Source organism: Thiomonas sp. FB-6 (assembly GCF_000377645.1).
GTDB lineage: Bacteria > Pseudomonadota > Gammaproteobacteria > Burkholderiales > Burkholderiaceae_C > Thiomonas_A.
Map to the genome: position 1 here is coordinate 123,483 of NZ_KB898477.1, position 23,757 is coordinate 147,239.

24 protein-coding genes, 2 tRNA genes and 1 pseudogene are annotated in these 23,757 nt (G+C 70.6%); 7 read left to right on the plus strand and 20 right to left on the minus strand.

Features of this window, described 5'->3' with window-relative positions; genetic code table 11:
* The first annotated feature begins 100 nt into the window (after positions 1-100).
* Complete coding sequence (locus D466_RS0108525) at positions 101-700, plus strand: hypothetical protein (RefSeq protein ID WP_156004131.1); 600 nt, start codon at positions 101-103, stop codon at positions 698-700.
* 169 nt (positions 701-869) lie between these two features.
* Positions 870-1,061, plus strand: coding sequence for a YqaE/Pmp3 family membrane protein (locus D466_RS0108530; protein ID WP_018913295.1), 192 nt, complete (start codon positions 870-872; stop codon positions 1,059-1,061).
* A gap of 10 nt (positions 1,062-1,071) precedes the next feature.
* Here D466_RS0108530 and D466_RS21170 read toward each other — a convergent pair whose 3' ends face one another.
* The 11 genes from D466_RS21170 to D466_RS0108585 all read right to left on the minus strand — a co-directional run bounded on the left by D466_RS21170 (position 1,072) and on the right by D466_RS0108585 (position 9,725).
* Positions 1,072-1,761: a class I SAM-dependent methyltransferase gene (locus tag D466_RS21170; RefSeq protein ID WP_156004133.1), complete on the minus strand. Its 690-nt coding sequence runs from the start codon at positions 1,759-1,761 to the stop codon at positions 1,072-1,074.
* A gap of 59 nt (positions 1,762-1,820) precedes the next feature.
* Positions 1,821-2,075: a hypothetical protein gene (locus D466_RS0108540; RefSeq protein WP_018913297.1), complete on the minus strand. Its 255-nt coding sequence runs from the start codon at positions 2,073-2,075 to the stop codon at positions 1,821-1,823.
* A 78-nt stretch (positions 2,076-2,153) separates the two neighbouring features.
* Positions 2,154-2,229: transfer RNA gene (locus tag D466_RS0108545), tRNA-Lys, on the minus strand.
* A gap of 12 nt (positions 2,230-2,241) precedes the next feature.
* Positions 2,242-3,078: a ThiF family adenylyltransferase gene (locus D466_RS0108550; RefSeq protein WP_018913298.1), complete on the minus strand. Its 837-nt coding sequence runs from the start codon at positions 3,076-3,078 to the stop codon at positions 2,242-2,244.
* Between the two features lie 150 nt (positions 3,079-3,228).
* Positions 3,229-4,329 carry a YeeE/YedE family protein gene (locus D466_RS0108555; RefSeq protein WP_018913299.1) on the minus strand — a complete coding sequence of 367 codons (1,101 nt, stop codon included), beginning with the start codon at positions 4,327-4,329 and terminating at the stop codon, positions 3,229-3,231.
* Positions 4,330-4,470: 141 nt separating this feature from the next.
* Positions 4,471-5,184, minus strand: coding sequence for a 7-cyano-7-deazaguanine synthase QueC (gene queC, locus D466_RS0108560; protein WP_018913300.1), 714 nt, complete (start codon positions 5,182-5,184; stop codon positions 4,471-4,473).
* Complete coding sequence (gene ybgF / locus D466_RS0108565) at positions 5,184-5,963, minus strand: tol-pal system protein YbgF (protein ID WP_018913301.1); 780 nt, start codon at positions 5,961-5,963, stop codon at positions 5,184-5,186. The genes queC and ybgF overlap by 1 nt, the downstream gene beginning before the upstream one ends.
* Positions 5,964-5,993: 30 nt before the next feature.
* Positions 5,994-6,581 (minus strand): OmpA family protein, encoded by a 588-nt coding sequence (locus D466_RS0108570; protein ID WP_018913302.1) that lies wholly within the window; start codon positions 6,579-6,581, stop codon positions 5,994-5,996.
* Between the two features lie 105 nt (positions 6,582-6,686).
* Positions 6,687-8,012, minus strand: coding sequence for a Tol-Pal system beta propeller repeat protein TolB (tolB, locus tag D466_RS0108575; protein WP_018913303.1), 1,326 nt, complete (start codon positions 8,010-8,012; stop codon positions 6,687-6,689).
* Between the two features lie 49 nt (positions 8,013-8,061).
* Positions 8,062-8,952 (minus strand): glycosyltransferase, encoded by an 891-nt coding sequence (locus D466_RS0108580; RefSeq protein WP_018913304.1) that lies wholly within the window; start codon positions 8,950-8,952, stop codon positions 8,062-8,064.
* Positions 8,946-9,725: a glycosyltransferase family 2 protein gene (locus D466_RS0108585; RefSeq protein WP_026285048.1), complete on the minus strand. Its 780-nt coding sequence runs from the start codon at positions 9,723-9,725 to the stop codon at positions 8,946-8,948. The genes D466_RS0108580 and D466_RS0108585 overlap by 7 nt, the downstream gene beginning before the upstream one ends.
* Positions 9,726-9,798: 73 nt before the next feature.
* On the opposite strand from D466_RS0108585, the gene D466_RS21175 reads away from it, so the two are divergent.
* Entirely contained in the window at positions 9,799-11,598 is a 1,800-nt protein-coding gene (locus D466_RS21175; protein ID WP_231385682.1) for an ATP-binding cassette domain-containing protein, read from the plus strand.
* Between the two features lie 40 nt (positions 11,599-11,638).
* Here the strand turns inward: D466_RS21175 and D466_RS0108595 are convergent, their stop codons facing one another.
* A complete protein-coding gene (locus tag D466_RS0108595) occupies positions 11,639-12,763 on the minus strand; it encodes a YbdK family carboxylate-amine ligase (RefSeq protein ID WP_018913307.1) in 1,125 nt (374 codons plus the stop codon).
* Between the two features lie 22 nt (positions 12,764-12,785).
* Positions 12,786-14,000: a cation:proton antiporter gene (locus D466_RS0108600; protein ID WP_018913308.1), complete on the minus strand. Its 1,215-nt coding sequence runs from the start codon at positions 13,998-14,000 to the stop codon at positions 12,786-12,788.
* A 274-nt stretch (positions 14,001-14,274) separates the two neighbouring features.
* Between D466_RS0108600 and dnaE the strand changes: the two genes are divergently transcribed.
* Complete coding sequence (gene dnaE / locus D466_RS21180; RefSeq protein ID WP_018913309.1) at positions 14,275-17,754, plus strand: DNA polymerase III subunit alpha; 3,480 nt, start codon at positions 14,275-14,277, stop codon at positions 17,752-17,754.
* A gap of 61 nt (positions 17,755-17,815) precedes the next feature.
* Here dnaE and tolA read toward each other — a convergent pair whose 3' ends face one another.
* The 4 genes from tolA to ybgC form a co-directional block, all read right to left on the minus strand.
* Positions 17,816-18,835 (minus strand): cell envelope integrity protein TolA, encoded by a 1,020-nt coding sequence (gene tolA, locus D466_RS0108610; RefSeq protein ID WP_018913310.1) that lies wholly within the window; start codon positions 18,833-18,835, stop codon positions 17,816-17,818.
* Between the two features lie 88 nt (positions 18,836-18,923).
* Positions 18,924-19,400 (minus strand): ExbD/TolR family protein, encoded by a 477-nt coding sequence (locus D466_RS0108615; protein WP_018913311.1) that lies wholly within the window; start codon positions 19,398-19,400, stop codon positions 18,924-18,926.
* A 1-nt stretch (position 19,401) separates the two neighbouring features.
* On the minus strand, positions 19,402-20,139 hold the full coding sequence (gene tolQ, locus D466_RS0108620) for a protein TolQ (protein ID WP_018913312.1): 738 nt from the start codon (positions 20,137-20,139) through the stop codon (positions 19,402-19,404).
* Between the two features lie 129 nt (positions 20,140-20,268).
* Positions 20,269-20,706 carry a tol-pal system-associated acyl-CoA thioesterase gene (gene ybgC / locus D466_RS0108625; RefSeq protein ID WP_051083712.1) on the minus strand — a complete coding sequence of 146 codons (438 nt, stop codon included), beginning with the start codon at positions 20,704-20,706 and terminating at the stop codon, positions 20,269-20,271.
* Between the two features lie 39 nt (positions 20,707-20,745).
* Between ybgC and D466_RS0108630 the strand changes: the two genes are divergently transcribed.
* Together D466_RS0108630 and D466_RS0108635 are read left to right on the plus strand one after the other, a co-directional pair.
* Positions 20,746-21,372 (plus strand): riboflavin synthase, encoded by a 627-nt coding sequence (locus D466_RS0108630; protein ID WP_018913314.1) that lies wholly within the window; start codon positions 20,746-20,748, stop codon positions 21,370-21,372.
* A 54-nt stretch (positions 21,373-21,426) separates the two neighbouring features.
* Positions 21,427-21,502: transfer RNA gene (locus D466_RS0108635), tRNA-Asn, on the plus strand.
* Between the two features lie 50 nt (positions 21,503-21,552).
* On the opposite strand, the gene D466_RS0108640 is transcribed toward D466_RS0108635, so the two are convergent.
* The 3 genes from D466_RS0108640 to rhuM form a co-directional block, all read right to left on the minus strand.
* Positions 21,553-21,900, minus strand: coding sequence for a DUF86 domain-containing protein (locus D466_RS0108640; RefSeq protein WP_018913315.1), 348 nt, complete (start codon positions 21,898-21,900; stop codon positions 21,553-21,555).
* The gene (locus D466_RS0108645; RefSeq protein ID WP_018913316.1) at positions 21,897-22,193 is read right to left on the minus strand and encodes a nucleotidyltransferase family protein; all 297 of its coding nucleotides are present in this window, start codon (positions 22,191-22,193) and stop codon (positions 21,897-21,899) included. The genes D466_RS0108640 and D466_RS0108645 overlap by 4 nt, the downstream gene beginning before the upstream one ends.
* 161 nt (positions 22,194-22,354) lie before the next feature.
* Positions 22,355-23,335 carry a virulence protein RhuM/Fic/DOC family protein gene (gene rhuM / locus D466_RS0108650; protein ID WP_026285050.1) on the minus strand — a complete coding sequence of 327 codons (981 nt, stop codon included), beginning with the start codon at positions 23,333-23,335 and terminating at the stop codon, positions 22,355-22,357.
* 261 nt (positions 23,336-23,596) lie between these two features.
* Here rhuM and D466_RS23890 point away from each other — a divergent pair.
* Positions 23,597-23,757, plus strand: a pseudogene (locus tag D466_RS23890) (IS5/IS1182 family transposase); the annotation flags it as partial.

A 23,757-nucleotide genomic window follows, 5' to 3' on the forward strand; every position in this document is an offset into this window, starting at 1 on the left:
GCGCGTGCAAGCCGTGTCGCCATGCTGTTCCTGTTCATGATGATCAACTTCGCCGACAAGGCGGTGTTCGGTCTCGTGGCAGTACCGGGGAGATCCTCGCATGCCCAGTCCGAACCCGCCCGCCGCGCCGATGGTGATCGCCCTGTTGCTGTTCGCCGTCCTCGGCCCGCCGCTCGGCGCGTTGTGCGTGTATCTGTGCGTTCTGGTGCAGGCGCTGTATGAGGCCGTGCGCATGGTCGCGGAAGGTCGTGTCCATGCCGGATCGCTGCGGGATGTGCTGAGCACGGCATGGTTCGGGGCCGCGCTGCTGGCCTATGGGATCGCCGGCGTTCCCGCCTTGCTCACGGGGATCGTGGTCGGCGCCCTGCGGCGGCGCATGGTCCAGTCTCGGAGCCACCTGAAGGCCGCTCTGTACGGGGGGATGCTGGGCTGCGCGATTTCGCTGGGCACGGCCTTGTTCCGGGGCGATGGCACGCTCGGCTATTCGCTGGTCGACAATCTCCTGACGAACTGGCTGGCTGCTCCGAGCCACGGAGAGTTTCTGCGGAGCGATTCTTCCATCGTCTTGTTCGGCACATTAGCGCGGGCCGGCTTTTTCGCGGGATTCTTCGCCACCCTGATCTACAAGCTCGTGCTGGATCGCAAGTTCCCGAGCCTCGCGGTAGCGCCCGCCGCTGCCGCGCCCGATGCCCGCCAGTAGCCCGACGCCCGCTCAGGGTTCGTCGGCCTGGCGCAAGGCCTGCCCGAACCTTTGTGCCGACGGCTCGCCGGGCCGCGCGGGGCAGCGCGGCGAAGCCGGGGCCGCCACGCCTCGTGCCGCGGGGCCCGCAAGGTAGACTGACGTCATCCTCGATTTCTGCGAGCCCGCGATGCGCCTGTTCCTCGCCATCTTCCTGCCCTGGCTGGCCTTTTTCACCATCGGCCGGCCCGTCGCGGGCACCATCTGCCTGGTGCTGCAACTCACCATCCTGGGCTGGATCCCGGCCGCCATCTGGGCCGCCTACTCGCTGGGCCAGTACAAGACGGACAAGAAGATCCGGGCGGCGATCGAGGGGCGCTGAGGCGAGGATCCTAGAGGCCGTCGTCCAGCGCGCCGTGCGGCAGGCCCTTGCCCCCTCGCGGCGGACGCCGCGCGGCCTCGGAACGAGGAAATGCGAAGTCGCGGCTGAGGAACACGCTGGAGGTCGACGTGAAGGCGTTGATCGGCGAGAAGCCGCAAAAGCGCACTTCGAGCAAGCCGGCTCCGGCCAGCAGATCCGAGGTGTTCGGGTACCACTCGGCGTTGTCCAGGATGATCATGCCGCCGGGAGCCAGCACCTCGATCGCGGTGCGCGCCGAGCGGTAGCGTTCCGCGCCGTCCACCACGACCACGTCGAATCGCCGCGGCGCCAGGGTCCTGGGCAGGTCCGCGTACTTGCCGCCGTCGCCCTCGTGCACGAGGGTGGCGTTGGCCGGCAGCCGCTGCCGCAGCACGCCGTACCAGGCGGCGTCGAACTCGACGCTGTACACCGAACGGGCACGGGCCGCCCAGTACAGCGTCGACCCGCCCGAGCCGAACTCGAACACATCCTTGCCCGAGAAGTCGAAACCGTTCAGGTACTCGATCAGCGGGTAGGTCAGCCAGGGCTGGAATTTCCCGGCTCCGTCGGCCGGCATTCCGTCGATGCGACGGGTGTGCCCGTACTGGCCGAAGAAGATCTGTTGAAGCCGCGCGGTGACCACGACGCGCCGAGGCAGGACTTTTCGAAGCAGGCTTTGCACGCGCAGATCCAGGCATCGGAGGGAGCGCCCATGCTAGCGGACGGGTATCGCCGCTCCCGTCAACGATCGAGTCCCTGCAGGAGGTCCACTTTCACGTCCTTGGCCATGTCCACGTGCCCGAACAGCATCAAGTCGCGGTAGTTCAACTTGCCCGAGGCCAGCAACTGGTCGTCCCGGGCCTGGCGTTCTAGCAGGGCCAGCGCCAAGAGCCTGCTTCGTGCATCCGCCTCGTGCTCGCTGGCGCGATTCAGGGTCGTGGCCTCGTCGCGGCAGGCTGCGCGGAGGCGATCGGAGGTGCTGATGGATGTGACCATGTGGGGTAGTTTGCCTCATCGCGCCTCCCCACAAAAACCAAAGGGTTTGGCGAGATTTCGCCAAACCCTTGAATTTGCTGGTGGGTCGTGCGTGACTCGAACACGCGACCAACGGATTAAAAGTCCGCTGCTCTACCGACTGAGCTAACGACCCCGACCGAAACACTCAATCATAGCAAAGTGCGTTTTGCCTGCCGGAGGCGCGGCGCGCTTCCTGGCTGGCTTCACGCCGCAGGGCCACGGCTTCCACCGCGAAGCCGGCGGCGGCCATGCCGAAGCTGGCGGTGACCATGACGCTGGAGCCGTAGCCGGCGCAGTTCAGCCCGGCGCCGGGATCGTCGGGCACGGCGCAGGCCTGTTGCAGCAGCGCGGCGCGGGGCTCGTCGGAGCACACGCAGGGCAGGCCGATGAGGCCCTGGCGCGGGGCCTCGTGCTCGCGGCGCATGCGGTAGCGCAGCTTGGCCAGCAGCGGGTCGCCGCGCACGTCGGCCAGGTCCATCAGCCGCACGTGCTGGGCCAGGCGCTTGCCGCCCGCGGCGCCGGAGACGATCAGCGGCAGGCCCGAACGCAGGGCCTGCGCGGCCATCGCGGCCTTGGCGCGCACCTGGTCGCAGCAGTCGAGCAGCACGTCGGCCCGCGCGGGAAGCAGTTCGGCGAGGTTCTCGGCGCTGAGGAATTCCTCCACCTCGTGCACCACGCAATCGGGGTTGATGTCGTGCAGGCGCCGGCTCAGCGCGCGCACCTTGGCCTCGCCCAGCGTGGAGCCCAGCGCCTGGGCCTGGCGGTTGATGTTGGATTCGGCCACGTGGTCGAGGTCGATCAGCGTGAGTTCGCCCACGCCGCTGCGCGCCAGGGCCTCCGCCGCCCAGGAGCCGACGCCGCCCACGCCAACCACCACCATGTGGGCGGCGCGCAGGCGCTCCAGCGCCGCCTGGCCGTACAGACGGGCGATGCCGCCGAAGCGGCGCTGCGGATCGGGTGCGTCGGGCCCTTGCACGCTCACTGGACTACCCTCCTCGCTACGCTCGACTCCCCGAGGGAGTGGAGCGCCGCTTCGGAGCGGCCGTGCGCGGCGCTCACTGGACTGCCCTCCTCGCTACGCTCGACTCCCCGAGGGAGTGGAGCGCCGCTTCGGAGCGGCCGTGCGCGGCGCTCATGCCTGCCGCTCCAGGCGCCAGGCCTGGAATTTCACGCCGATCACGCCGCCGGCGATGATGGAGCCCAGCGCCAGCCAGCTGGTGGGCGACAGCGTGGACACCCCGGTGATGCCCTGGCCCACCGTGCAGCCCATGGCGGTGACCCCGCCGATGCCCATGAGCAGCCCGCCGACGATGTGGTTGGCCGTGTCCTCCAGTCCCGACAGGCCTTCCCAGCGGAAGCGCCGCGTGGCCAGCGCGTGCAGCGCGGAGCCGGCGATCACGCCGAACACCGAGACGATGCCGATGCTCAGCACGTTGCTGCTGTCGCTGTACAGCAGCAGCCAGTTCAAGGTGGCCGCCAGCGGCGACACGAAGGTGAAGGATTCGGCGTGGTTGCCGCTGCTGCCGATGTAGGTGGCCTGCAGGGTCTGCGGATCCTCGGCGACGAAGCCCAGGTGGGCCGACACCCACCACAGCCCCACCACCAGCGCGCCGATGCCCAGGCCGCCCAGCAGCAGGCGCGCGTCGCGGCCTTCGCGCCGGGCCAGCGCCCAGGCGGCCAGGGCCAGGCCGCCGGCGTTGCCCAGCAGCAGCAGCCAGGCGCGCGCGGACCAGGCGCTGTGGCGCGCCAGCAGCGAGGGCAGGTCCTGGTGTCCGGCGAACTGCAGGGCCACGCGGTCCAGCAGGTACACCCGCGGCAGCGCGGTGATGCCGCGCAGCGTGGCGTAGGCGCCCACGGCCAGCATGGTGAACACCACCAGCGCCTTGAGGCTGCCGCTGCCCAGGCGCACCAGGGTCTTGCTGCCGCAGCCGGAGGCCAGCACCATGCCCACGCCGAACAGCACTCCGCCGACCAGCGCCGACAGCCAGGTCAGGCTGGGCACCGTGTAGATGCTGGCCGACAGGTCGATCTCCCCGCTGGCGGCCAGCCAGGTGGTACCGAGCAGCGCCGTGGCGATGGCCAGCGCCCACATGCGCATGCGGGTCCAGTCGCCGAAGTTGACGATATCCGCCACAGAGCCCATGGCGCAGAACTGGGTGCGGTGCATCACCGCGCCGAACAGCAGGCTGAGCACGAAGGTGCTACCAAGCACCAGGTGGTTCAGGCTGCTCATCGAAGTCGAGGGGTCCGTGGGCATGGGCGATGCGTGGGGCCTTGCGCGGCGGGCCGAGGCCGGGCGGGAAAGGCCGCGATGCGGGGGGATGCCGATTGTCCCACGTGGCGCCGGGGTCCGCGCAAGGGGGCCCGCGCAAGTTCAGCGCGGGTGGTAGCGCGTGGGGTCGTCCACGCCCGCGGCCGCGAAACCGGCGGCGCGGATGCGGCAGGAGTCGCAACGCCCGCAGGCACGCCCCTGGTCGTCGGCCTGGTAGCAGCTGACGGTGAGCGAGAAATCCACGCCCAGGCGCAGACCCTCGGCGATGATCTCGGCCTTGCTGAGTTCGATGATCGGCGCGTGCACGCGCAGGGCCTGGCCTTCCACGCCGGCGCGCGTGGCCAGGTTGGCCAGGCGCTCGAAGGCCTCCACATAGGCGGGGCGGCAGTCCGGGTAGCCGGAGTAGTCCACGGCATTGGCGCCGTAGAACAGGTCGTGCCCGCCCAGCGCCTCGGCCCACGACAGCGCCAGCGACAGCATCACCGTGTTGCGCGCGGGCACGTAGGTGCTGGGGATGCCGGCGGAGCTCGCGTCGGTGGGCACCTGCAGTGCCGTGTCGGTGAGCGAGGAGCCGCCGAAGCGCCCGAAGTCGACTTGCACGATCTCGTGGCGTACGGCGCCCAGGGCCTGGGCCACGCGGCGCGCGGCGTCGAGCTCGGCGCGGTGGCGCTGCCCGTAGTCCAGCGACAGCGCGTGGCAGGCGTAGCCGGCCTCGCGCGCCAGCGCCAGCACGGTGGCGGAATCCAGGCCCCCGGAGACCAGCACCACGGCCGGCGCGCCGCGCCTGGGCGCGGCCGGCACCACGGCCCGTCCCATTACTTCAGCTTCGCCAGCCGGTCGTGCGCGGCGGCGGCGGCTTCCGATTGCGGGTAGTTCTTGATCAGGCGCTGCAGCGTGACCCGCGCGGTCTTGACCTCGCGCAACTCGAGCTGGCAGTTGGCCAGGCCCAGCATGGCCTCGGGCACGCGCTGGGCGTCGGGCTGCGACTGGATCAGGTCCTGGAACGCGGCGGCCGCGTCGCGGTAGCGCTGCTGGCCGAACAGCGAGTTGCCCAGCCAGTACTTCGCGTCGCCCTGGTAGGGGCTGGTGGGGTACTGGGCGATGAAGGCCTGGAACTGCGTGGTGGCGTTGGCGAACTGGCCGCCGCGGAAGGTGCTCAGCGCCTGCTCGAAGGCGGCTTTCTCGGCGGGCTGCACGTTGTAGTTCTTGCCGCCGATCTGCACCTGCACCGGCTCCAGCGGGGCCAGGCGCTGGCTCAGCGCGCTCTGGCTGGCCTGCATCTTGGCCAGCGCGGTGTTGAGCTGCTGGGTGTTGGTGTCCTGCTGGCCGCGCAGTTGCGCGATCTCGCTTTGCAGCTGGGTGATCTGGTTGGACAGGTCGAGCAGGGAGTTGCGCAGCTGCTTGACCTGCGACTGCTGGTCGGCCTGCAGCTGGGCTACCTCCTGGCGCAATTGCAGGATGGCGCGGCGGGCGTCGTTGTCGGCGAACAGGTCGGCGTGGGCGGCGCCTGTCCAGGCCAGGCCGCCCAGGCCGAGGGCCAGGGCGCCGGCGGCGCGGCGCAGGCGCGCGCCGGATGCGAAGGGCTTGAGCGTCATGGCGCGATCTCCGGGGCTGGTGTCAATCGGTCAGGGCTGGTAGACGATGTCCACGCGGCGGTTCTCGGCGAAGTCCTGCGGGCTGTCGCCGGTGGCCTTGGGTTTTTCCTTGCCGAAGCTGATGGCTTCCATCTGGTTCGGTTTCACGCCCAGCAGTTCCAGGCCCTGGCGCACCGCGTCGGCGCGTTTCTGGCCCAGCGCGAGGTTGTACTCGCGGCTGCCGCGGGCGTCGGTGTTGCCCTGCAACTGCGCGTGCGCGGCGCTGTGCGAGGCCAGGTACTGGGCGTTGCCCTGCATCGTGGCCTGGTAGCGCGGATCCACGGAATAGCTGTCGTAGGCGAAGTACACGCTGCGCCCGACGTCGGCGGTGGGCCCGGAGTTGGGCCCGCCGGCGCCCTGGCCCTCGGCGCCGCCGGTCTGCACCGCGGCCACCGAGCTCTGGCCCGCGCCCTGGGCGCTGGCGCCGCCGGCTCCCAGCGCCCCGACAGGGGTGGCGGTCTGGGCCTGGACCGGGGCCTTGTGGTTGAGGTTGACGTCGGAGGCGCAGCCGCCGAGTGCGAAGGTGGCGGCGGCGGCCAGCGCGGCCAGCCAGGTGGAGGAGCGCGATACGGTGGTCATGGAGCGGTTCTGCGGGGAGCTTGCGGTAGCGGGAGCGTACGCCAGGACGCGTCGCGGCCCGGCGCGATGGAGCCTCGGGGGCGCCGAGGTGCGGCGCCCCGGCTGTCAGGCCGGCGTGGTCCACGGACCCCAGGAGGGTTCGCGCACGTCCTCGCCGCGGGCCGCCAGCGTGGTGCGCACGCTGCCGTCCACGGACACCGTGCGCAGCACCTGCGCGCCGCCCTCGCGGGCCGCGTACACCAGGATCTGGCCGTTGGGCGCGAAACTGGGATGCCCGTCGTCGGGGCCGTCGCCCAGCGCGCGGGTGCTGCCGCCTTGCAGGTCCTGCAGCCACAGCTGGTAGTCGTTGCCCTGGCGCGAGACGAAGGCCAGGGACTTGCCGTCCGGGCTGATCGCCGGGCTGACGTTGTAGGTGCCGGCGAAGGTGATGCGCCGGACGTTCGAGCCGTCGAGGCCGGCCTGGTAGATCTGCGGCGAGCCGTCGCGGTCGCTGACGAAGTACAGGCTCTTGCCGTCGGGCGCGAACACCGGCTCGGTGGCGATGCTGCTGGCGCGGATCACCGGACGGGCCGCCCCGCCGCCCACGGGCACCGTGAAGATCTGCGAGGCCGCGCCCATGGTCAGCACCACGGCCAGCGTGCGTCCGTCGGGCGAGAAAGCCGGGGCGCTGTTGCTGCCGCGGAAATTGGCCACCGCGCGGCGCCCGCCTGTGCGAACGTTCTGCACGAACACCACGGGCTTGCCGGTCTCGAAGGACACGTAGGCCAGGTTGGCGCCGTCGGGGGCCCAGGCGGGCGACATCAGCGGCTCGCGGCTGTGCAGCGCGGCCAGCGGGTTGTAGCCGTCGCTGTCGGCGACCAGCAGCGTGAAATTGTTGCGCCCGCTCTTGCCGACGAAAGCGATGCGCGTGGCGAACACCCCGCGCTGGCCGGTGAGTTTCTGGTAGATGAAATCGGCGATGCGGTGCGCGGCCAGGCGCAGGTCGCCGGTGAGCACGCGCAGCGCCAGGCCGCCCAGGTCGCGCTGGCCCACCGCGTCCCACAGGCGGAAGCGGATCTGCCAGGTCTGCGGGCCGGCCGGCTCGACGCTGCCGCCGCCGGCCGCCTCGAGCTGTTCGGAGCGCCACTGGGCGTAGGCGGGCGGGCCGGCGTCGCCGAGCGTGGGCGAGGAGGCCGCCGGGGTCACGCGGAACTGGCCGCTGCGCATGAGGTCGGCGCGGATGATGTCGGCCAGCGGTTGCGGGCAGGCGGACTGTCCGGCGAAGGTGTCGATCAGCACGGGGATCTGGCGCGCGCCGATGCCGGAGACGTCCACGCGGAACTGCGCGCGGGCCAGCAGGGGTTCGGCGGCCAGGCCGAGGGCGCCGGCGAGGCGCAGGCCGCGGGCCGCTGCGGGCAGGGCCGTACCGAGTACAAAGCGTCGTCGTTGCATGGGGTTCCTGGCAGGCTGGCAGCCGGGCAAGAGGCTGCAGCGCGGAATTCTAGGCCCTGGGCGCGCGCGCCGGGGCGACTGGCGCCGGCCCTTCGCGCAACACACTGCAATGGCGTTCGAGTCCGGGCAGGCGGGGGTTGCTCAGGCCGTGCTCGGCGCGCACGATCTGGCCGCGCATGCGCGCGCGCACCTTGTCCAGGTTGCGGCTCTCCTGCGCGCGCGCGGCCTGGCGGTGCCACAGGTGCAGCACCTCGGTGGCCCAGAAGCCGTCCACGCGGGCGCAGCCGTGGTGCTGCAGGCGCAGCACGAAGTCGGCGTCCTCGTGGCCCCAGCCGTCGAAGCTCTCGTCGAAGCCGTCGATGGCCTCGAAGTCGCTGCGCCACACACCCATGTTGCAACTGCGGATGCCTTTCCAGCGGAAGCCGGGACGGGCGCGGCGCAGCGCGGCCGGCCAGCGCAGGAACAGGCCCAGCCACTTGTTGCAGCCGCCGCGCAGGCGCTGGCCCAGCCACCAGCTCCAGGGCCTGCGCGCCAGATCCAGGCCCTGCGCCAGCGCGCTTCGGGTGAGGCCTTGCGACAGCAGCACGCGGCTGCCGTTGAGCAGGCAGCCCGGACGCGCCAGCGCGCGGTGGCGCGCCACGAAATCAGGCCGCGGCACGCAGTCGCCGTCGAGCAGCACCAGGTAGTCGCCGCGCGCCTGGCGCGCGCCCCAGTTGCGCGCCGCGGCCGCGGTGAAGCCGACGTCGCCCTGCCAGGCATGCACCAGGCGGTAGGGCAGGGCGGGCGCCAGCGCGCGCAGCGCGGCCACGTGCTCCTCGCGTGAACCGTCGTCGGCCACGATCACCTCGAAGCCGCGGTCGGTCTGCAGCGCCAGCGCGCGCAGCACGGCCAGCAGGGCGTCGCTGCGGTTGTAGCTGAGCACGACCAGGCTGATCAGCATGCCGGCTCGCGCTGCAGCAGCCACAGCTTGATGTAGCGGTAGTAGGCGCCGTGGGCGTTGGACAGCGCCAGCACCAGGCCCAGGCGCCCGTCCAGGAAACCGCGCTTGAACACGTAGCCGCGCAGGAAGGTCCAGGCGCCGTGGCCCAGCGCGCCCAGCACGCCGCTGCGGCGCCCGCGCGCGTGCATGGCCCGCGCACCGGCGCTGGAATAGGCGTCGAGCTTGGCCAGCACCTGGTGCATGTCGCGGAAGGAGTGGTGCAGCAGCCGGGCGTGCAGGCGTCCGCGCGGGCCGTCGACCAGCAGGCGCTCGTGCACCAGGTCGTCGCTGAAGCGGGCGCTGCCGCGCCGGAACAGGCGCAGCACGTCGTCGGGGTACCAGTCGCCGTGGCGCATGAACTGGCCGCAGTAGCTCGACAGCCGGGGCATGGCGAAGGCCGTGGGAGCCCCCGGCGCGCGCACCGCTTCGCGGATCTCGTGCGCGAGCTCCGGGCTGACGCGCTCGTCGGCGTCGATGGACAGCACCCAGTCGCAGCCGGCCAGGGCCAGCGCGCGGTTCTTCTGCGGCCCGAAACCCGGCCAGTCGGGGGTGATGTGCACCCGCGCACCGGCCGCGCGCGCCAGCTCGGGCGTGGCGTCGGTGCTGCCGCTGTCGAGCACGACGATCTCGTCGCACCAGGCGAGCGACTCCAGGCAGGCGGGCAGGTTGGCCGCCTCGTCGCGGGTGATGATCACGGCCGACACCGTGGGGCCAGCGCTGGGGCGGTTGGGCATGGCGGGCAACGGGCGCAGGGGCCTATGGTAGAAAGAGGGATTCGGATCCGACGCGCATTCTCGCTCTTTCTCCATGGCATCCCCTCCCTCCGGCGCGGCCCCGGCCAGTTCGTCCACCGACGGCATGGCCTTGCTGCGCCGGCTGTTCGGCGCCGACCCGCGCAACCGCGTGGCCGCGCTGCTCATCGTGGTGTGCGCGGCCGTCGTCGCCGCCACCGAGCCGGCGTTGCCGGCGCTGATCAAGCATGTGCTGGACGTGGGCTTCACGCCGCGGCGGGATTTCTCGCTGTGGATGGTGCCGGCCGTGCTGCTGGGCCTGTTCTCGGTGCGCGGCCTGGCCTGGCTGGCCTCGCAGTTCCTCACCCAGTGGATGACCCAGAACGTGCTGGCACGGGTGCGCACGCTGGTGTATGCGCAGATCCTGCACGCCGAGCTCGGCGCCCTGCGCAAGGAAAGCGCCAGCAGCCTGATCGGCGCCGCCGTGTATGAGGCGCAGCTGGCGCTGGGCATGATCTTCCCCGGGCTGCTCACCCTCACCCGCGACACGCTGACCCTGGTGGCGCTGTTCGGCTACCTGCTGTGGCTGAACTGGAGCCTGACCCTGATCACGCTGGCCATCCTGCTGCCGCTGATCGTGGCCATGCGTTTCATCAGCCGCCGCGCCAAGCGCCTGAACGCGCAGATGCAGCGCGCCGCCGAGACCACCTCCTACGCGCTGGAGGAGGGCATGCTGGCGGCGCCGGTGATCCGCGTGCACAACGCGCAGGACGGCTTCGCGTCGCGCTTCGAGGCGCTGAACCAGAACCTGCGGCGGGTCACCGTGAAGGCCATGGTGTCGGGCTCGTCCACCACGCCGGTGTCGCAGTGGCTGTCGGCGCTGGCGGTGTCGCTGGTCATGGTCTACGCGTTGCGCCAGAGCGACGTGGCGGGCTACCACAGCGTGGGCGGCTTCGTGTCCTTCATCACGTCCATGCTGATGACCCTGTCGCCGCTGCGCCGGGTGGCCGACATCGTGCAGCCGATGATGCGCGCGCTGAGCTCGCTGGAGCGCCTGCACGGCATCGTCGAGGCTCCGCGCGAGGCCGACCCGGGGCGCCACCAGGCCGCGCGGGCGCGCGGCGAGCTGGCTTTCGAGCACGTGGGGGTGCGCCTGCCCGGCGTGGACCGCCCGGTGCTGGACGACGTGGACCTGCGCGTGCGCGCCGGCGAGAGCCTGGCGCTGGTGGGCCCCTCGGGTGCCGGCAAGACCACGCTGATGCGCCTGGTGCCGCGTCTGCTGGAGCCCACGGACGGAGAGTTGCGCCTGGACGGCGTCGCGCTGCGCGACTGGGGCCTGCGCAGCCTGCGCGAGCAGATCGCGCTGGTCAGCCAGGATGTGGTGCTGCTCAACGACAGCGTGGCCGTCAACGTGAGCTTCGGCGAGCCGGTGGACGAGAAGCGCGCCTGGGCGGCGCTGGAAGCCGCGGCGCTGGCGGACTTCGTGCGCGAGCTGCCGGGCGGGCTGAGCGCTCCGGTCGGGCACAACGGCTCGCAGCTGTCGGGGGGCCAGCGCCAGCGCCTGTCCATCGCGCGCGCGCTGTACCGCGACGCGCCGGTGCTGATCCTGGACGAAGCCACCAGCGCGCTGGACGCCGAGAGCGAGCGCCTGGTGCAGCAGGCGGTGGACCGGCTGATGGCCGGGCGCACCACCATCGTCATCGCCCACCGCCTGGCCACCATTGCGCATTGCGACCGCATCGCGGTGCTCGACCAGGGCCGCCTGGTGGAACTGGGCACCCAGGCCGAACTGCTCGCGCGCGGCGGCCTGTACGCGCAACTGCACCGCATGCAGTTCGCGTCGGCCGCGCCCGGGGCGCTTCCCGAGGGAGCCTGAGCTCCGGCCCGATGGGCGCCGGGGCAAGCCCGAGGGCCCGTCAGGGCATCGGCGACATCCAGCGCGCGCTTTGCTGGCGCACCACCTCGGGCAGGTGGCGTTCGCGCGTGTGCGCTTCGCGCAGCCACTGCGCGTCGTTGCCGCGCCCGCCCACGTCGGCCAGCAGTTCACGCAGCGCGCCGTCGGCGCTGAGCTCGATGGCGTGGGGCTCCAGGCGCATCAGGGTGCGCAGGATGTCCTCGCGCAGCGTGCGGTGCTCGCGCGTGGCCGGGTCCACGAAATTGCCGTCGAAGCCGAAGCGGCAGGCCTGGAAGCGGTTGAAGGTATAGACCAGGTAGTCGTCCTCGCAGGGCTCGAAGGGGCGCTCGGTCTGGATCCAGCGCCCCAGGGTCTGGATGTAGGCCGCGATGCGCGCGGCCTTCAGGATGGTCAGCGGAGTGTCCATCACCCGCACCTCGATGGTGCCGTACTCGGGCTTGGGGCGGATGTCCCAGTAGAAGTCCTTCATGCTCTGCACCACGCCGGTGGCCATCATCTTGCCGAAGTACTTCTCGAAGTCCTGCCAGGTCAGCACCATGGGCGCGCGCCCGGACAGCGGGAAGGCGAACACCGAGTTCAGGCGCGCCGAGTGGAAGCCCGTGTCCTCGCCCTGCACGAAGGGGCTGGAGGCGCTCAGCGCGATGAAGTGCGGAATGAAGCGCGAGATGCAGTGCAGCGTGTACAGCGCGGTGTCGGCGTCGGGGCAGCCCAGGTGCACGTGCTGGCCGAACACGGTGAACTGCTTGCTCAGGTAGCCGTACAGGTCGGACAGCTGCAGGAAGCGAGGCTTGTCGAAAATGCGTTGATGCGCCCAGTGCTGGAAGGCATGGGTGCCGCCGCCGGCCAGGCCCACGTCCAGCTTGCGCGCGGCCTCCACCAGCGCCTCGTGGATCTCGCCGAGCTGGGCCAGCGCGTCGGCGTAGCCGCTGCAGATGCCGGTGGACAGCTCGATCATGCTCTCGGTGATCTCGGGCGTGACCGCGCCCGGCAGCTTGCGCCCCTCGAGCAGGCGCAGCAGGTCCGGCGCGCAGGGCATGAGGTCGTAGTTGTGGCGGCTGACGATCTGCAGCTCCAGCTCGACGCCGATGCTCAGCGCATCCGAGTGGGTGAAGGTTCCAAGACTCATGGGGTTCTCCGCGGCCCGGGGCTCAGCGAGCGACGGGCGGGGCCTTGATGTCGCCGGCGCGGCCCAGCGCCCAGCGGGCGGCCAGCGTGCCGGCCAGCAGCAGCACCGCGACGGCGGCGAAGCCGGCGTCCAGCAGCATGGGCGGCAGCACCAGTTGCGAGGCGCCGAGGTCGAGCAGCAGCACGAAGCTCACGCCCGCCGCGGGGCTCAGGCTCATGCCCAGGGTCAGCGACTGGCGCCAGCTCAGGCCCGAGGGGCGCCCCAGCGCCAGCGGCGCGGCCAGCTTGGCCAGCACGCGCAGCAGCGCCAGCGTGCAGCCGGCGCTCAGGCCCTCGACCAGCATGTGCGTGTTCAGGCTCAGGCCGATGATCAGGAACAGCAGCACCACGAGCACGCCGCCGGCCGTGCCGAAATGCCGCGGCCATACCCGCGGGCGCTCGCTGTACAGGCGCAGCAGCATGCCGGCCAGCAGCGGCGTGAGCATGCTGGACCAGTGCAGCGCGCGGGTGATCGACAGCACCAGCAGGATCAGGCCCACCAGCAGCAGCGCCGCGCCTTCGTCGGCGAAATCGAAGTGGCGCTCCACCCAGTTCACGGCCCAGGCCAGCACCGCCGCGGCCAGCACGGCGCCGCCGAGGGCGTAGGCCTGGCGCAGCAGCGGCTCCCACCAGTGCCCGGAGGATTGCGCGCCGATCCAGCCGGTGAGCACCCCCACGCACAGCAGCGACAGCGTGGTGCCCAGCGCGGACAGCAGCAGCATGCGCTCGGTGACCTGGCCGCGGGCGTGGAACTCGCCGCTCAGGCGCAGCGCCACCGCGGGCGACGCGCAGGCCAGCGCGGCCGACACCGCCAGCCCCGGCATGCCGCCGAGCCCGAACAGGCTCAGCGCGGCCCAGCCCGCGAGCAGGCTCAGGCCCCATTCGCCCAGGCTGGTGAACACCAGCCAGGGGTTGGCGTGCAACCAGCGCAGGTTCACGCGGTGGCCGAGTTCGAACAGCAGCATGGCCAGCGCCGCGTCGACCACGGCGCGGGCGCCGGGCTGCAGCGCCAGGGCCTCCAGGCCGCCGCCGCCGGCGGCGATGAGCAGTCCGGCCGCGGTGAAGCCGATCAGGCGCGGCCAGCGCAGCAGGCGCAGCACGGATTCACCCATCAGCGTGGCCAGCACGAGCGCGAGCCCGACCCACAACACGCCGTCGGCGTGCAGGGACAGGGAAGGCAAGGTGTGCAGGTAGGGCATCGGTCGGTCCGGCAGGGCACCGCGCGCAGTGAAGGCGAACGCGCGGCGTGGCGTGGAACAAGGCCCGTGGGGACGGCGCAGCCGGCCCCGTGCGGACGCGGGCTTGTGCAGCGGCAGCCTGGGTGTGGCCGCCACGCGCCCGCAGACGGAAGGAGTCCCCGATTATAGGAACCGCAATGTCCGGCGGGCGTCCTACCTTCCGTTGCGCAGGGGATTGCGCGGGGCCGGGCTAGCCTGCCGCCCACACCGCCTTGCGGCTTCCTACAATGCCCCGATGTCCTACGTGCACCTGCGAACCCACACCGAATACTCCATCGTCGACGGCAGCCTGCGGGTGGACGACGCCGTCACTGCCGCGTGCGCCGACGGCCAGGGAGCGCTGGCCATCACCGACCTGAACAACCTGTTCGCCGGGGTGCGTTTCTACACGGCGGCGCGCGACGCCGGGGTCAAGCCCATCCTCGGCTGCGACGTGCGCATCGCAGCGCCCGAGGGAGCCTCGCAGGACGCGCCCACCGCGCTGCTGCTGCTGGTGACCAACCGCCAGGGCTACCTCAACCTATGCGAACTGCTCAGCCGCGCCTGGCTGCACGGCCAGCGCGCGGGGCAGGCGCAGATGCAGTGGTCCTGGCTGGCCGAGGACGGCCGGCACGAGGGCCTGATCGCGCTGTGCGGGGCGCGTCAGGGCGCCATCGGGCGGGCGCTGCTCGCCGGCGACGAGGCGCGCGCGCGCCATCTGGCGCAGCAGCACCGCGATCTGTTCGGTGACCGCTTCTACCTGGAGGTGCAGCGCAGCGGGCACGCCGAGTGCACGCGTCACGTGGCGGCCGCGGCCCGGCTGGCCGCCGAAATGGACATCCCGCTGGTGGCCACGCACCCGGTGCAGTTCCTGGCGGAGGCGGATTTCGAGGCGCACGAGGCGAGGGTGTGCATCGCCGAGGGCGAGACCCTGGGCAACCCGCGGCGCCAGCGCCATTTCACGCGCGAGCAGTATTTCAAGAGCAGCGCGCAGATGGGCGAGCTGTTCGCCGACCTGCCCGCGGCGCTGCGCAACACCCTGGAGATCGCGCGCCGCTGCAACCTCTCGCTGGTGCTGGGCAAGCCGCAGCTGCCGCATTTCCCGACGCCGGACGGGCAGCCGCTGGCCGAGTTCTTCCGCGCCGAGTCCTACGCCGGCCTGGAGCGGCGCCTGGAGCTGCTGTACCCCGACGCGGCGCGGCGCGAGCGCGAGCGCCCGCGCTACGTCGAGCGCCTGGAGTTCGAACTCGCGACCATCGCGAAAATGGGCTTCGAGGGCTACTTCCTGATCGTGGCCGACTTCATCAACTGGGCCAAGGACAACGGCTGCCCGGTGGGGCCGGGCCGGGGTTCCGGCGCCGGTTCGCTGGTGGCCTACAGCCTGCGCATCACCGACCTGGACCCGCTGGCCTACAAGCTGCTGTTCGAGCGTTTCCTGAACCCCGAGCGCGTGTCGATGCCCGACTTCGACATCGACTTCTGCCAGGAGAACCGCGACCGCGTGATCGACTACGTCAAGCAGAAATACGGAGTCGACGCGGTGTCGCAGATCGCCACCTTCGGCACCCTGGCCGCGCGCGCCGCGCTGCGCGACGCCGGGCGCGTGCAGGAACTGGGCTACAACTTCTGCGACCAGCTGGCCAAGCTGATTCCCAACAAGCCGGGCCAGCACGTGACCATCGAGCAGGCCATCGGCATGGAGCCCCAGCTCAAGGAGCGCATGGAGCAGGAGGAGGAGGTCCGGCAGTTGCTGGGCCTGGCCCGGCAGCTCGAGGGGCTGCCTCGCAACATCGGCATGCACGCCGGCGGTGTGCTCATCGCCCCGGGCAAGCTCACGGATTTCTGCCCGCTGTACGCGCAGCCCGGCAGCACCGACGCGGTGTCGCAGTACGACAAGGACGACGTGGAGGCCATCGGACTGGTCAAGTTCGACTTCCTGGGCCTGGCCACGCTGACCATCCTGGACCTGGCGCTGCGCAACATCCGGCGCAATCACCCGGAGATGGCCGAGTTCCGCATGGAGGACATCCCGCTCGACGACCCGGCCAGCTACAAGCTCATGGCGCGCGGCGACACGGTGGCGGTGTTCCAGCTGGAATCGCGCGGCATGCAGGGCATGCTGCGCGACGCCAAGCCCGACCGCTTCGAGGACATCATCGCGCTGGTGGCGCTGTACCGCCCCGGCCCGATGGACCTGATCCCCAGCTACTGCCAGCGCAAGGCCGGCGTCGAGGCCATCGAGTACCCGGACCCGCGCATGGCGCCGGTGCTCGAGGAGACCTACGGCATCATGGTCTACCAGGAGCAGGTGATGCAGGTGGCGCAGGTCATCGGCGGCTACTCGCTGGGCGGCGCCGACCTGCTGCGCCGCGCCATGGGCAAGAAGAAGGCCGAGGAGATGGCCAAGCACCGGGGCATCTTCGCCGAAGGCGCGGCGAAGAACGGCATCCCCCCGGAGAAGGCCAACGAGATCTTCGACTTGATGGAGAAGTTCGCCGGCTACGGCTTCAACAAGTCGCACGCCGCGGCCTACGCGCTGCTGGCGGTGCAGACCGCCTGGCTGAAGGCGCATTACCCGGCCGAATTCATGGCGGCCAACATGAGCATCGCGCTCGACGACACCGACAAGCTCAAGGTGCTGGTGGACGACGCGCGCGCCATGGGCTTGCACATCCTGCTGCCCGACGTCAACGATGGCCAGTGGCGCTTCGACGCGGTGGACGCGCGCACCATCCGCTACGCGCTGGGCGCGATCAAGGGCACCGGGCGCGCGGCCATCGAGGCCATCGTGGAGGCGCGCGAGGGCGGCGTCCCCTTCAAGTCGCTGATGGACTTCGCCGAGCGCGTGGACCGTGCGCGCATCAACCGGCGCGTGCTGGAGGCGCTGATCCGCGGCGGCGCCTTCGACAACCTGGATCCCAACCGCGCCACGCTGATGGCCGCGGTGGGCATGGCGCTGGAACACGCTTCCCAACGTGCCGAGCATGCCGACCAGGGCGGCCTGTTCGACATGCTGGCCGAGGAGCATTCCGCCGCTCCCGAACCCCCGCAACAGCCGCCCTGGGACCTGCGCCAGCGCCTGTCCGAGGAGAAACTGGCCATCGGCTTCGTGCTCAGCGGCCATTTGTTCGACGCGCACGCGGACGAGGTGCGTCGCTTCGCGCCGCGCCCTCTGGCCGAGCTCACCGAATCACGCGAAAGCGTGCTGGTGGCCGGAATCGTCGCCGGGGTGCGCGTGGTGCAGGGCCAGCGCGGGCGCGTGGCCATCGTCACGCTGGAGGACCGCTCCGGGGTGCTCGAGACGGTGGTCAACGAGCGCGTGCTCGACACCGTGCGCGCGCTGCTGCGCGAAGACGAATTGCTGGTGTTCCAGGGCCGCGCGATGGCCGATCGCTTCAGCGGAGGCATCCGCTTCAACGTGGACGTGGTGTGGACCCTGGAGCAGGCGCGCGAACGCCTGGGCCGGCGCATCCGCATGCGGGTCAACGGCATGGGCGACGCCAGCCCGCTGGTCGAGCTGGCGCGCAGCCATGCGCCGCAGGAAGGCGACGACGGCCTGCCGCTGGAACTCGAGCTCGAACGCGGCGGCGCGCGCGCCACGCTGCGCGTGGACCGGCTGCGCCTGCGCCCGGGCGACGACACGCTGGCCGCGCTCGGGCAACTGGCGCTGCAGGGGCAGGTGCAGGTGGTCTACGACGGCGGCGGCGAGCCGCAGCAGCCGCCGTCCTGGCACTGACAGGCCGCGAAAGGGCAGGGCGCGCCGGGGCGCCGTGCGGCGCCGGCCGCCCGGGGCCGGATCAGTTCGTCTGGTCGCGCGGGCCGGCGACCACTTCCATCGGCGTCCACCAGTGGCCGTGGTCGCTGGGCAGCTTGCCCAGGCGCTTGACCGCGCGCGCCACCGCGGCGTCCCAGCTTGGCACACCGCTGGAATGCTCCACGCTGACTCCCAGCACCTCGCCCGAGTTCGGATCCAGGTTCACCGACAGCGTGACCTTCGGATTGCCGTTGATCTGGTCCACCTGCGGGTAGATCACGTTCTCGCGGATCAGCGTGGCCAGGCGCGCGGCGTAGCCGCCCGAGGGCCCCGCGCTGGTCGCCGCGGTCGCGGCCGGCGAGGCGCCGTTGCCGGCCTGGGACATCAGGCTCTTCATGTAGTCCTGGCGGCTTTGCTGCTGCAGCTTGGCCAGTTGCTGCTCCTGGCGGCGCTCGGCGGCCAGGCGCTCGGCCTTTTCCTTGGCGGCCTTGAGCTTCGCGGCCTTCTCGGCGGCCTTCTGCTCGGCCTTCTGCTCGGCCAGCTTCTGCGCGGCGGCCTTCTGTTCGGCGGCTTTCTCGGCCGCCTTCTCGGCCGCCTTCTCGGCCGCTTTCTGCGCGGCCAGGCGCTGCTGCAGCTCCTCCTGGTGTTGCTGCGCGGCCAGCTTGGCGGCCTGTTCGCGGGCCAGTTGCTCGGCCTGCAGCTTTTTCTGTTCCTGCTCCTGCTTGCGTTTCTCGCGCAGCGCGATCTCCGCCTGGTCGGGCTGCTGCGTGACCTGCGCCTTGGGCGGCGGCGGAGGCGGCGGCGCCGGCTGGGGCTGGGGTTGGGGTTGCGGCTGGGGTTGCGGCTGCACCGGCTCCGCCGGCTTGGGCGGCGGCGGTGCGGCCAGGCGCGCGGTGGGGGCCCACAGCTCGGCCTGTACCGCCTGCGGCGTGTGGCTGTGCCAATGCACGCCGAAGGCGATCAGCACCACCAGCAACAGGTGCATGAGCAGCGCGAGCAGCAGCGCCCGCCCGTTGCGGCGTTCGGGCGGCGGACGCAGGGCGTCGGCGGCGGGCTGGTTCATGGGTGGCTTGGGCAATGCTGCGGGTTCATCGGGTTCAACGCCTGCGGGCGGCGTCGCGTTGACGCGAGGCTCGAGGGCTTCGGCGCGGTCAGCGGCCGCCGCCGGAGCCGGCCACGGCCAGGCCCACGCGCTGCACGCCGGCCCGCTTGAGGCGGTTGAGCAGTTTCATCACGTCGTCGTACTTGACGTTCTTGTCCGCGGCGATCATCACCGGCGTGTCGGCCAGCGTGCCGCCGGAGGCCCCGGCCAGCTGACCCACGCTTTGCGCCAGGGACTCGGGGGTCACGTCCTGGGGCTGCAGCGACGGGTCGCCGGGCTTGGCCTTCGGGTCGACCAGACGCACCTGCAGGGTCTTGTCCGCCCGCAGGTCCACCTCCACCACGGTGTCGGGGGCGCGGGTGGCCGAGCCCACCGTGGGGAGCTTGACCAGGCTGGGCGTGATCAGCGGCGCAGTGACCATGAAAATGATCAGCAGCACCAGCATGACGTCGATGTAGGGCACGACGTTGATCTCGGCCAGCGCGCGCCGGCGCGCGCCGCCCGAACGCTGCTGAATGGCGCCCACGTCAATGACCTCCGGCGTCCGAGGGGAAGCGCGAGGCGCCGGCGGCGACCCCCGTGCCCGAGCCCGGGTGCGGCGACACCTGGCGCTGCAGGATGTTGGAGAACTCCTCCATGAAGGACTCGAAGCGGATGGACAGCCGGTCGATGTCACGGGCGAAGAAGTTGTAGGCGATCACCGCGGGGATGGCCGCGAACAGGCCGATGGCGGTGGCCACCAGCGCCTCGGCGATGCCCGGCGCCACCGTGGCCAGCGTCACCTGCTGCAGGTTGGACAGCCCGACGAAGGCGTGCATGATGCCCCACACGGTGCCGAACAGGCCCACGTAGGGCGAGACCGAGGCCACGGAGGCCAGGAACGACAGGTTGGACTCGAGCACGTCCATCTCGCGTTGCTGCGCGGCGCGCATCGCGCGGCGCGCGCCGTCGACCAGCGTGGTCGGGTCGAGGCGCCGCTCGCGCAGCTTGAGGAACTCGCGCATGCCCGAGGCGAAGATGCGCTGCAGCGGACTGCCGTGGCGCGCCGCGCCGATCGCGGCCTGGTACAGGTCGTTCAGGCTGGTGCCGGACCAGAACTCCTGCTCGAACTCGTCGGTCTTGACCCGCGCTTCCTTCACGGAAAAGTACTTGCGGAAGATCACCGTCCAGCTCGCCAGCGACACCGACAGCAGCAGCGCCAGCACGATCTGCACGACGGTACTCGCGCCGAGCACGAGGGAAACGATGGAAAAGTTCTGGTCCATGCGCAATTGAAGATCAGGGGGAGTCGGGCCGCGAATGCAGGCCTGGAAAGGGCCTGCCGCGCGCCCTCTATTGTGCCTGGGTGGGCACGGGCGGCCCCCGCCTGCGCCCGGGGGCGGCGCGCCTGCGCCTCAGCCCACCGCGCGCCGGATCAGATCGGGCATGCGCTGGGGGCGGAAACTCTGCGCCTGCACGCAGGCCACCAGCACGCGCGCCTCGGCCAGCAGCGTGCGCGCCGGGTCGTCGCGCCGGATCTGCTGCACGAACTCCAGGCTGGCCGCGCCGCGCGCGCCGAAGTCCACGCCCACCAGCAGGGCGTCGTCCAGGCGCGCCGGGCTCAGGTAGCGCACCTGCGCGCTGCTGACCACGAACATCAGGCGCTCGGTGTCGGCCAGGCGCTGCTGGTCGATGCCCAGCCCGCGTAGCCATTCGGTGCGCGCGCGCTCGCAGAACTTCAGGTAGTTGGCGTAGTACACGACGCCGCCGGCGTCGGTGTCTTCCCAGTACACCCGAAGCGGCAACACGAATCTTGCGAACGAATCACAAGGGGAAGGAGTGGTCGCTAACATGCCCCGCAGTGTAATGAGCCCGTCCAGGAGCCGCCCGCCATGTTCACCGGAATCATCACCGCGCTCGGTCGCATCGAATCCACCTCGGCGCTGCCCGGCGACGGCGCGGGGCTGCGTGTGAAGGTGTCCACGCCACCGGGCTGGCTCGACGGCGCGGCGCTGGGTGACAGCATCTGCTGCAGCGGCGCCTGCATGACGGTGGTGGACATGGGCCCCACGCATTTCAGTTTCGACGTCTCGGCCGAGAGCCTGCGCCGCACCTGCGGGCTGGATCAGGAAGGCGGCCTGCTCAACCTGGAGCAGTCGCTGACTCTGTCCACCCGGCTGGGCGGCCACCTGGTGAGCGGCCACGTCGATGCCGTGGGGCGCGTGCACAGCTTCGAGCCGGCGGGGGAGTCGCGCCACCTGGTGCTGGCCGCGCCGGCCGGGCTGGCCAGCTTTTTCGCGTACAAGGGTTCGGTGGTGGTCAACGGCGTGAGCCTGACCGTCAACCGCGTCGACGACTGCGCCGACGGCAGCGCGCGCATCCACATCAATCTGATCCCGCACACCCTGGAGCACACCAACCTGCACCTGCTGCAGCCGGGCGCCTCGGTGAACCTGGAAGTCGACCTGATCGCGCGCTACGTGCAACGCATGCTCGCGTCGCCGGCGGCCCAGGACTGAGCCCGCCCGGGCCTTGCCCAGTCGGCGAATTCCGCTTTATACTGTGCGGCTTGATCCCCGATAGCTCAGTTGGTAGAGCGCCGGACTGTTAATCCGTAGGTCCCTGGTTCGAGCCCAGGTCGGGGAGCCAAATTCGAAGCCCCAGGTCACAAGCCTGGGGCTTTTTTTCGCCGTGCCTGGTCAGCGGACTGCGTCCGCGATAGCGTGGATTCGGTGAAGGAAGGCTGGGACAACCGTTGCGACCGTGTCCCAGACGATCTCGAGATTGACCGTCATGTAGCCGTGGATGAGCCGGTTGCGCATCCCGGCGATGTCGCTCCATGGGACATCGGGATGAAGGGCCTTGAGCTCGGAAGACAATTTCGTGACCGCTTCGCCGATGACCTCCAGATTGCGAATCACCGCATCCTGGAGAACCTCGTCCGCCATGAAATCCGTTTCGGACTTGTCCGCGGTGAAGCGCAGCAGCTTCGTGGCGGCCGCCACGATGTGCCCGAGCAGTTCCCCATCACGCAGCGCCGGCGTCACAGCGGAACGGCTTCCCGAACGATGCGCTCGCGCGTGGCGGCTGGGAAGTCTCCCGCTGTCAGAACGTCCACGCAGACGCCAAGCTCCTGCTCGATGGCGCGTTGCAGGCGGGCCATATCGAGCAGAGTCGTTCCGCGGGGTACGTCGACCAGCAGGTCCACGTCGCTGTGCTCGGTGTCCTCCCCGCGCGCGATCGAGCCAAACACTCGCACGTTACGAGCGCCCAGGCGCTGTGCCATGCCCAGCACGGCCGCGCGATGCGCGGCGAGGATCACCGACGGGCGGGCGCTCATGGCATGGTCTCCGAATGGAACGGAAGGACTTCCCATTGTAGGCTGGCCGTCCATGGCTTCATTCAGCCCCTTCCTGCAGTGAGCTCGGCGGTCCAGTGCCCATCTTCGCCCTGTTCGGCGAGCCACCATCCGAAGCCCCAGGCCACAAGCCTGGGGCTTTTTTACGCCTGCTCGGCGAGTGCCGGCGCCGTCCCGATCATGTGCATGATCAGGCGGATCAGGATGTCCTTGTCCTTCGGAGCCGATTCGGCGACCAGCAGCGTCAACGCGGCCAGGCCCACGTCGTTGATGACAGGCTGCCCCGCGGCGTCGATGAGCCGGTCATTGCGGTGCAGGAAGTCGACGAACAGCAGGGCCGCGCTGCGCTTGTTGCCGTCGGCGAAGGGGTGGTTCTTCACGACGAAGTAGAGCAGGTGCGCGGCCTTGGACTCGATATCCGGGTAGGCCGCCTCGCCGAAGACGGACTGCTCCAGGTTGCCGAGAATCGCAGCCAGGCCGTCACCACGTCCCTGGGCGAACAATTCGCTCGCGTCGCCTCGGCGTTGCAGGTCACGTTTCAGGGCGGCGATGCGCTCGCGCGCCTGGTCGATGGTGGGGAGAATGCCTCCCGGGTGGCCTTCGGGTTCGGTGAGCAGCCCCTCGTCGTAGCGTTGTAGCCACAGGAAGGTCCGGGTGTAGCGGCTGACCAGGTCGATCAATCCGCGGCCGGTATCCAGCGCGAGATGTTCGCTCTGGGCGGTTCGGCGGATCAGGTCGAGGGCTGTTTCCAGTTCGCGTGCGTTGGCTTCGAAGCGTCGGCGGTCGACGGTGTACCCCCGCGTCAGGTGCTGCTTCAGCAGGGCGGTGGCCCACTGGCGAAAGCGCACGCCCTCCGGCGACTTGACACGGTAGCCGACCGAGATGATGACATCGAGGCTGAAGAAGCCGACGGGCTTGTCGGAGCCGGCAATGTGCAGATTTTGCACATTGCTCTCGCGCTCAAGTTCTTCGTCGGCGAACACGTTCCGAACGTGGCGCCCCACGACGGTGCGGTCGCGGCCGAACAACTCCGCCATCTGCTCCAAACGGAGCCACACGGTCTCCCGTTCAAGCCGGACCTCGACTTCCCCGGCAGGGGTCTGGTAGATCGCGATCTCGGGCACGTGGCGGAGCTCCGGAAGGGCCTGGCCCCACGTGCGGCCACGTGGCGGCCTTCAACGCCTGCATGTTACGAGGGCGATGGAAGCCCTTCGGCTGTCGGCGTTGCCGAAAAGGACGATCCAGGACGCGCGGCCATCGTCACGATCCAGCGCCCAGTTTCGCCTTGGTCGGCGAGCCAAATAAATCAACGGCTTAGACGCGAAAGCGCCTAGGGCAACGCTGAAGAAGGTCCACCGCCGAGGGGGCTCGTGCGTTGAAGGTAGATGAAGCAACAGACCCTTGCCATGGCCGCCGATCAAGCCGCCGGATTTGAGCAATACCGTAAGCCGACGAAGCGCGACGTGTTCCTGCAGACGATGGACGAGATCGTGCCGTGGGCGCAGTTGTGCGAGGTGATCGAGCCGCACTATCCCAAGGGCAAAGG

What these genes read in the sequence shown, in the direction of transcription:
- D466_RS0108595 (WP_018913307.1), bottom strand. Translation starts at nt 12,763, where the DNA reads ATGAGTCTTGGAACCTTCACCCACTCGGATGCGCTGAGCATCGGCGTC.
- ybgF (WP_018913301.1), bottom strand. Translation starts at nt 5,963, where the DNA reads ATGACGCTCAAGCCCTTCGCATCCGGCGCGCGCCTGCGCCGCGCCGCC.
- D466_RS0108645 (WP_018913316.1), bottom strand. Translation starts at nt 22,193, where the DNA reads ATGAGCGCCCGCCCGTCGGTGATCCTCGCCGCGCATCGCGCGGCCGTG.
- queC (WP_018913300.1), bottom strand. Translation starts at nt 5,184, where the DNA reads ATGGGACGGGCCGTGGTGCCGGCCGCGCCCAGGCGCGGCGCGCCGGCC.
- D466_RS0108540 (WP_018913297.1), bottom strand. Translation starts at nt 2,075, where the DNA reads ATGGTCACATCCATCAGCACCTCCGATCGCCTCCGCGCAGCCTGCCGC.
- D466_RS0108570 (WP_018913302.1), bottom strand. Translation starts at nt 6,581, where the DNA reads ATGACCACCGTATCGCGCTCCTCCACCTGGCTGGCCGCGCTGGCCGCC.
- D466_RS0108530 (WP_018913295.1), top strand. Translation starts at nt 870, where the DNA reads ATGCGCCTGTTCCTCGCCATCTTCCTGCCCTGGCTGGCCTTTTTCACC.
- tolA (WP_018913310.1), bottom strand. Translation starts at nt 18,835, where the DNA reads ATGAACCAGCCCGCCGCCGACGCCCTGCGTCCGCCGCCCGAACGCCGC.
- dnaE (WP_018913309.1), top strand. Translation starts at nt 14,275, where the DNA reads ATGTCCTACGTGCACCTGCGAACCCACACCGAATACTCCATCGTCGAC.
- ybgC (WP_051083712.1), bottom strand. Translation starts at nt 20,706, where the DNA reads ATGTTAGCGACCACTCCTTCCCCTTGTGATTCGTTCGCAAGATTCGTG.
- D466_RS0108585 (WP_026285048.1), bottom strand. Translation starts at nt 9,725, where the DNA reads ATGCCCAACCGCCCCAGCGCTGGCCCCACGGTGTCGGCCGTGATCATC.
- D466_RS0108630 (WP_018913314.1), top strand. Translation starts at nt 20,746, where the DNA reads ATGTTCACCGGAATCATCACCGCGCTCGGTCGCATCGAATCCACCTCG.
- tolB (WP_018913303.1), bottom strand. Translation starts at nt 8,012, where the DNA reads ATGCAACGACGACGCTTTGTACTCGGTACGGCCCTGCCCGCAGCGGCC.
- D466_RS0108555 (WP_018913299.1), bottom strand. Translation starts at nt 4,329, where the DNA reads ATGAGCAGCCTGAACCACCTGGTGCTTGGTAGCACCTTCGTGCTCAGC.
- D466_RS0108600 (WP_018913308.1), bottom strand. Translation starts at nt 14,000, where the DNA reads ATGCCCTACCTGCACACCTTGCCTTCCCTGTCCCTGCACGCCGACGGC.
- D466_RS0108525 (WP_156004131.1), top strand. Translation starts at nt 101, where the DNA reads ATGCCCAGTCCGAACCCGCCCGCCGCGCCGATGGTGATCGCCCTGTTG.
- D466_RS21175 (WP_231385682.1), top strand. Translation starts at nt 9,799, where the DNA reads ATGGCATCCCCTCCCTCCGGCGCGGCCCCGGCCAGTTCGTCCACCGAC.
- D466_RS0108580 (WP_018913304.1), bottom strand. Translation starts at nt 8,952, where the DNA reads ATGCTGATCAGCCTGGTCGTGCTCAGCTACAACCGCAGCGACGCCCTG.
- tolQ (WP_018913312.1), bottom strand. Translation starts at nt 20,139, where the DNA reads ATGGACCAGAACTTTTCCATCGTTTCCCTCGTGCTCGGCGCGAGTACC.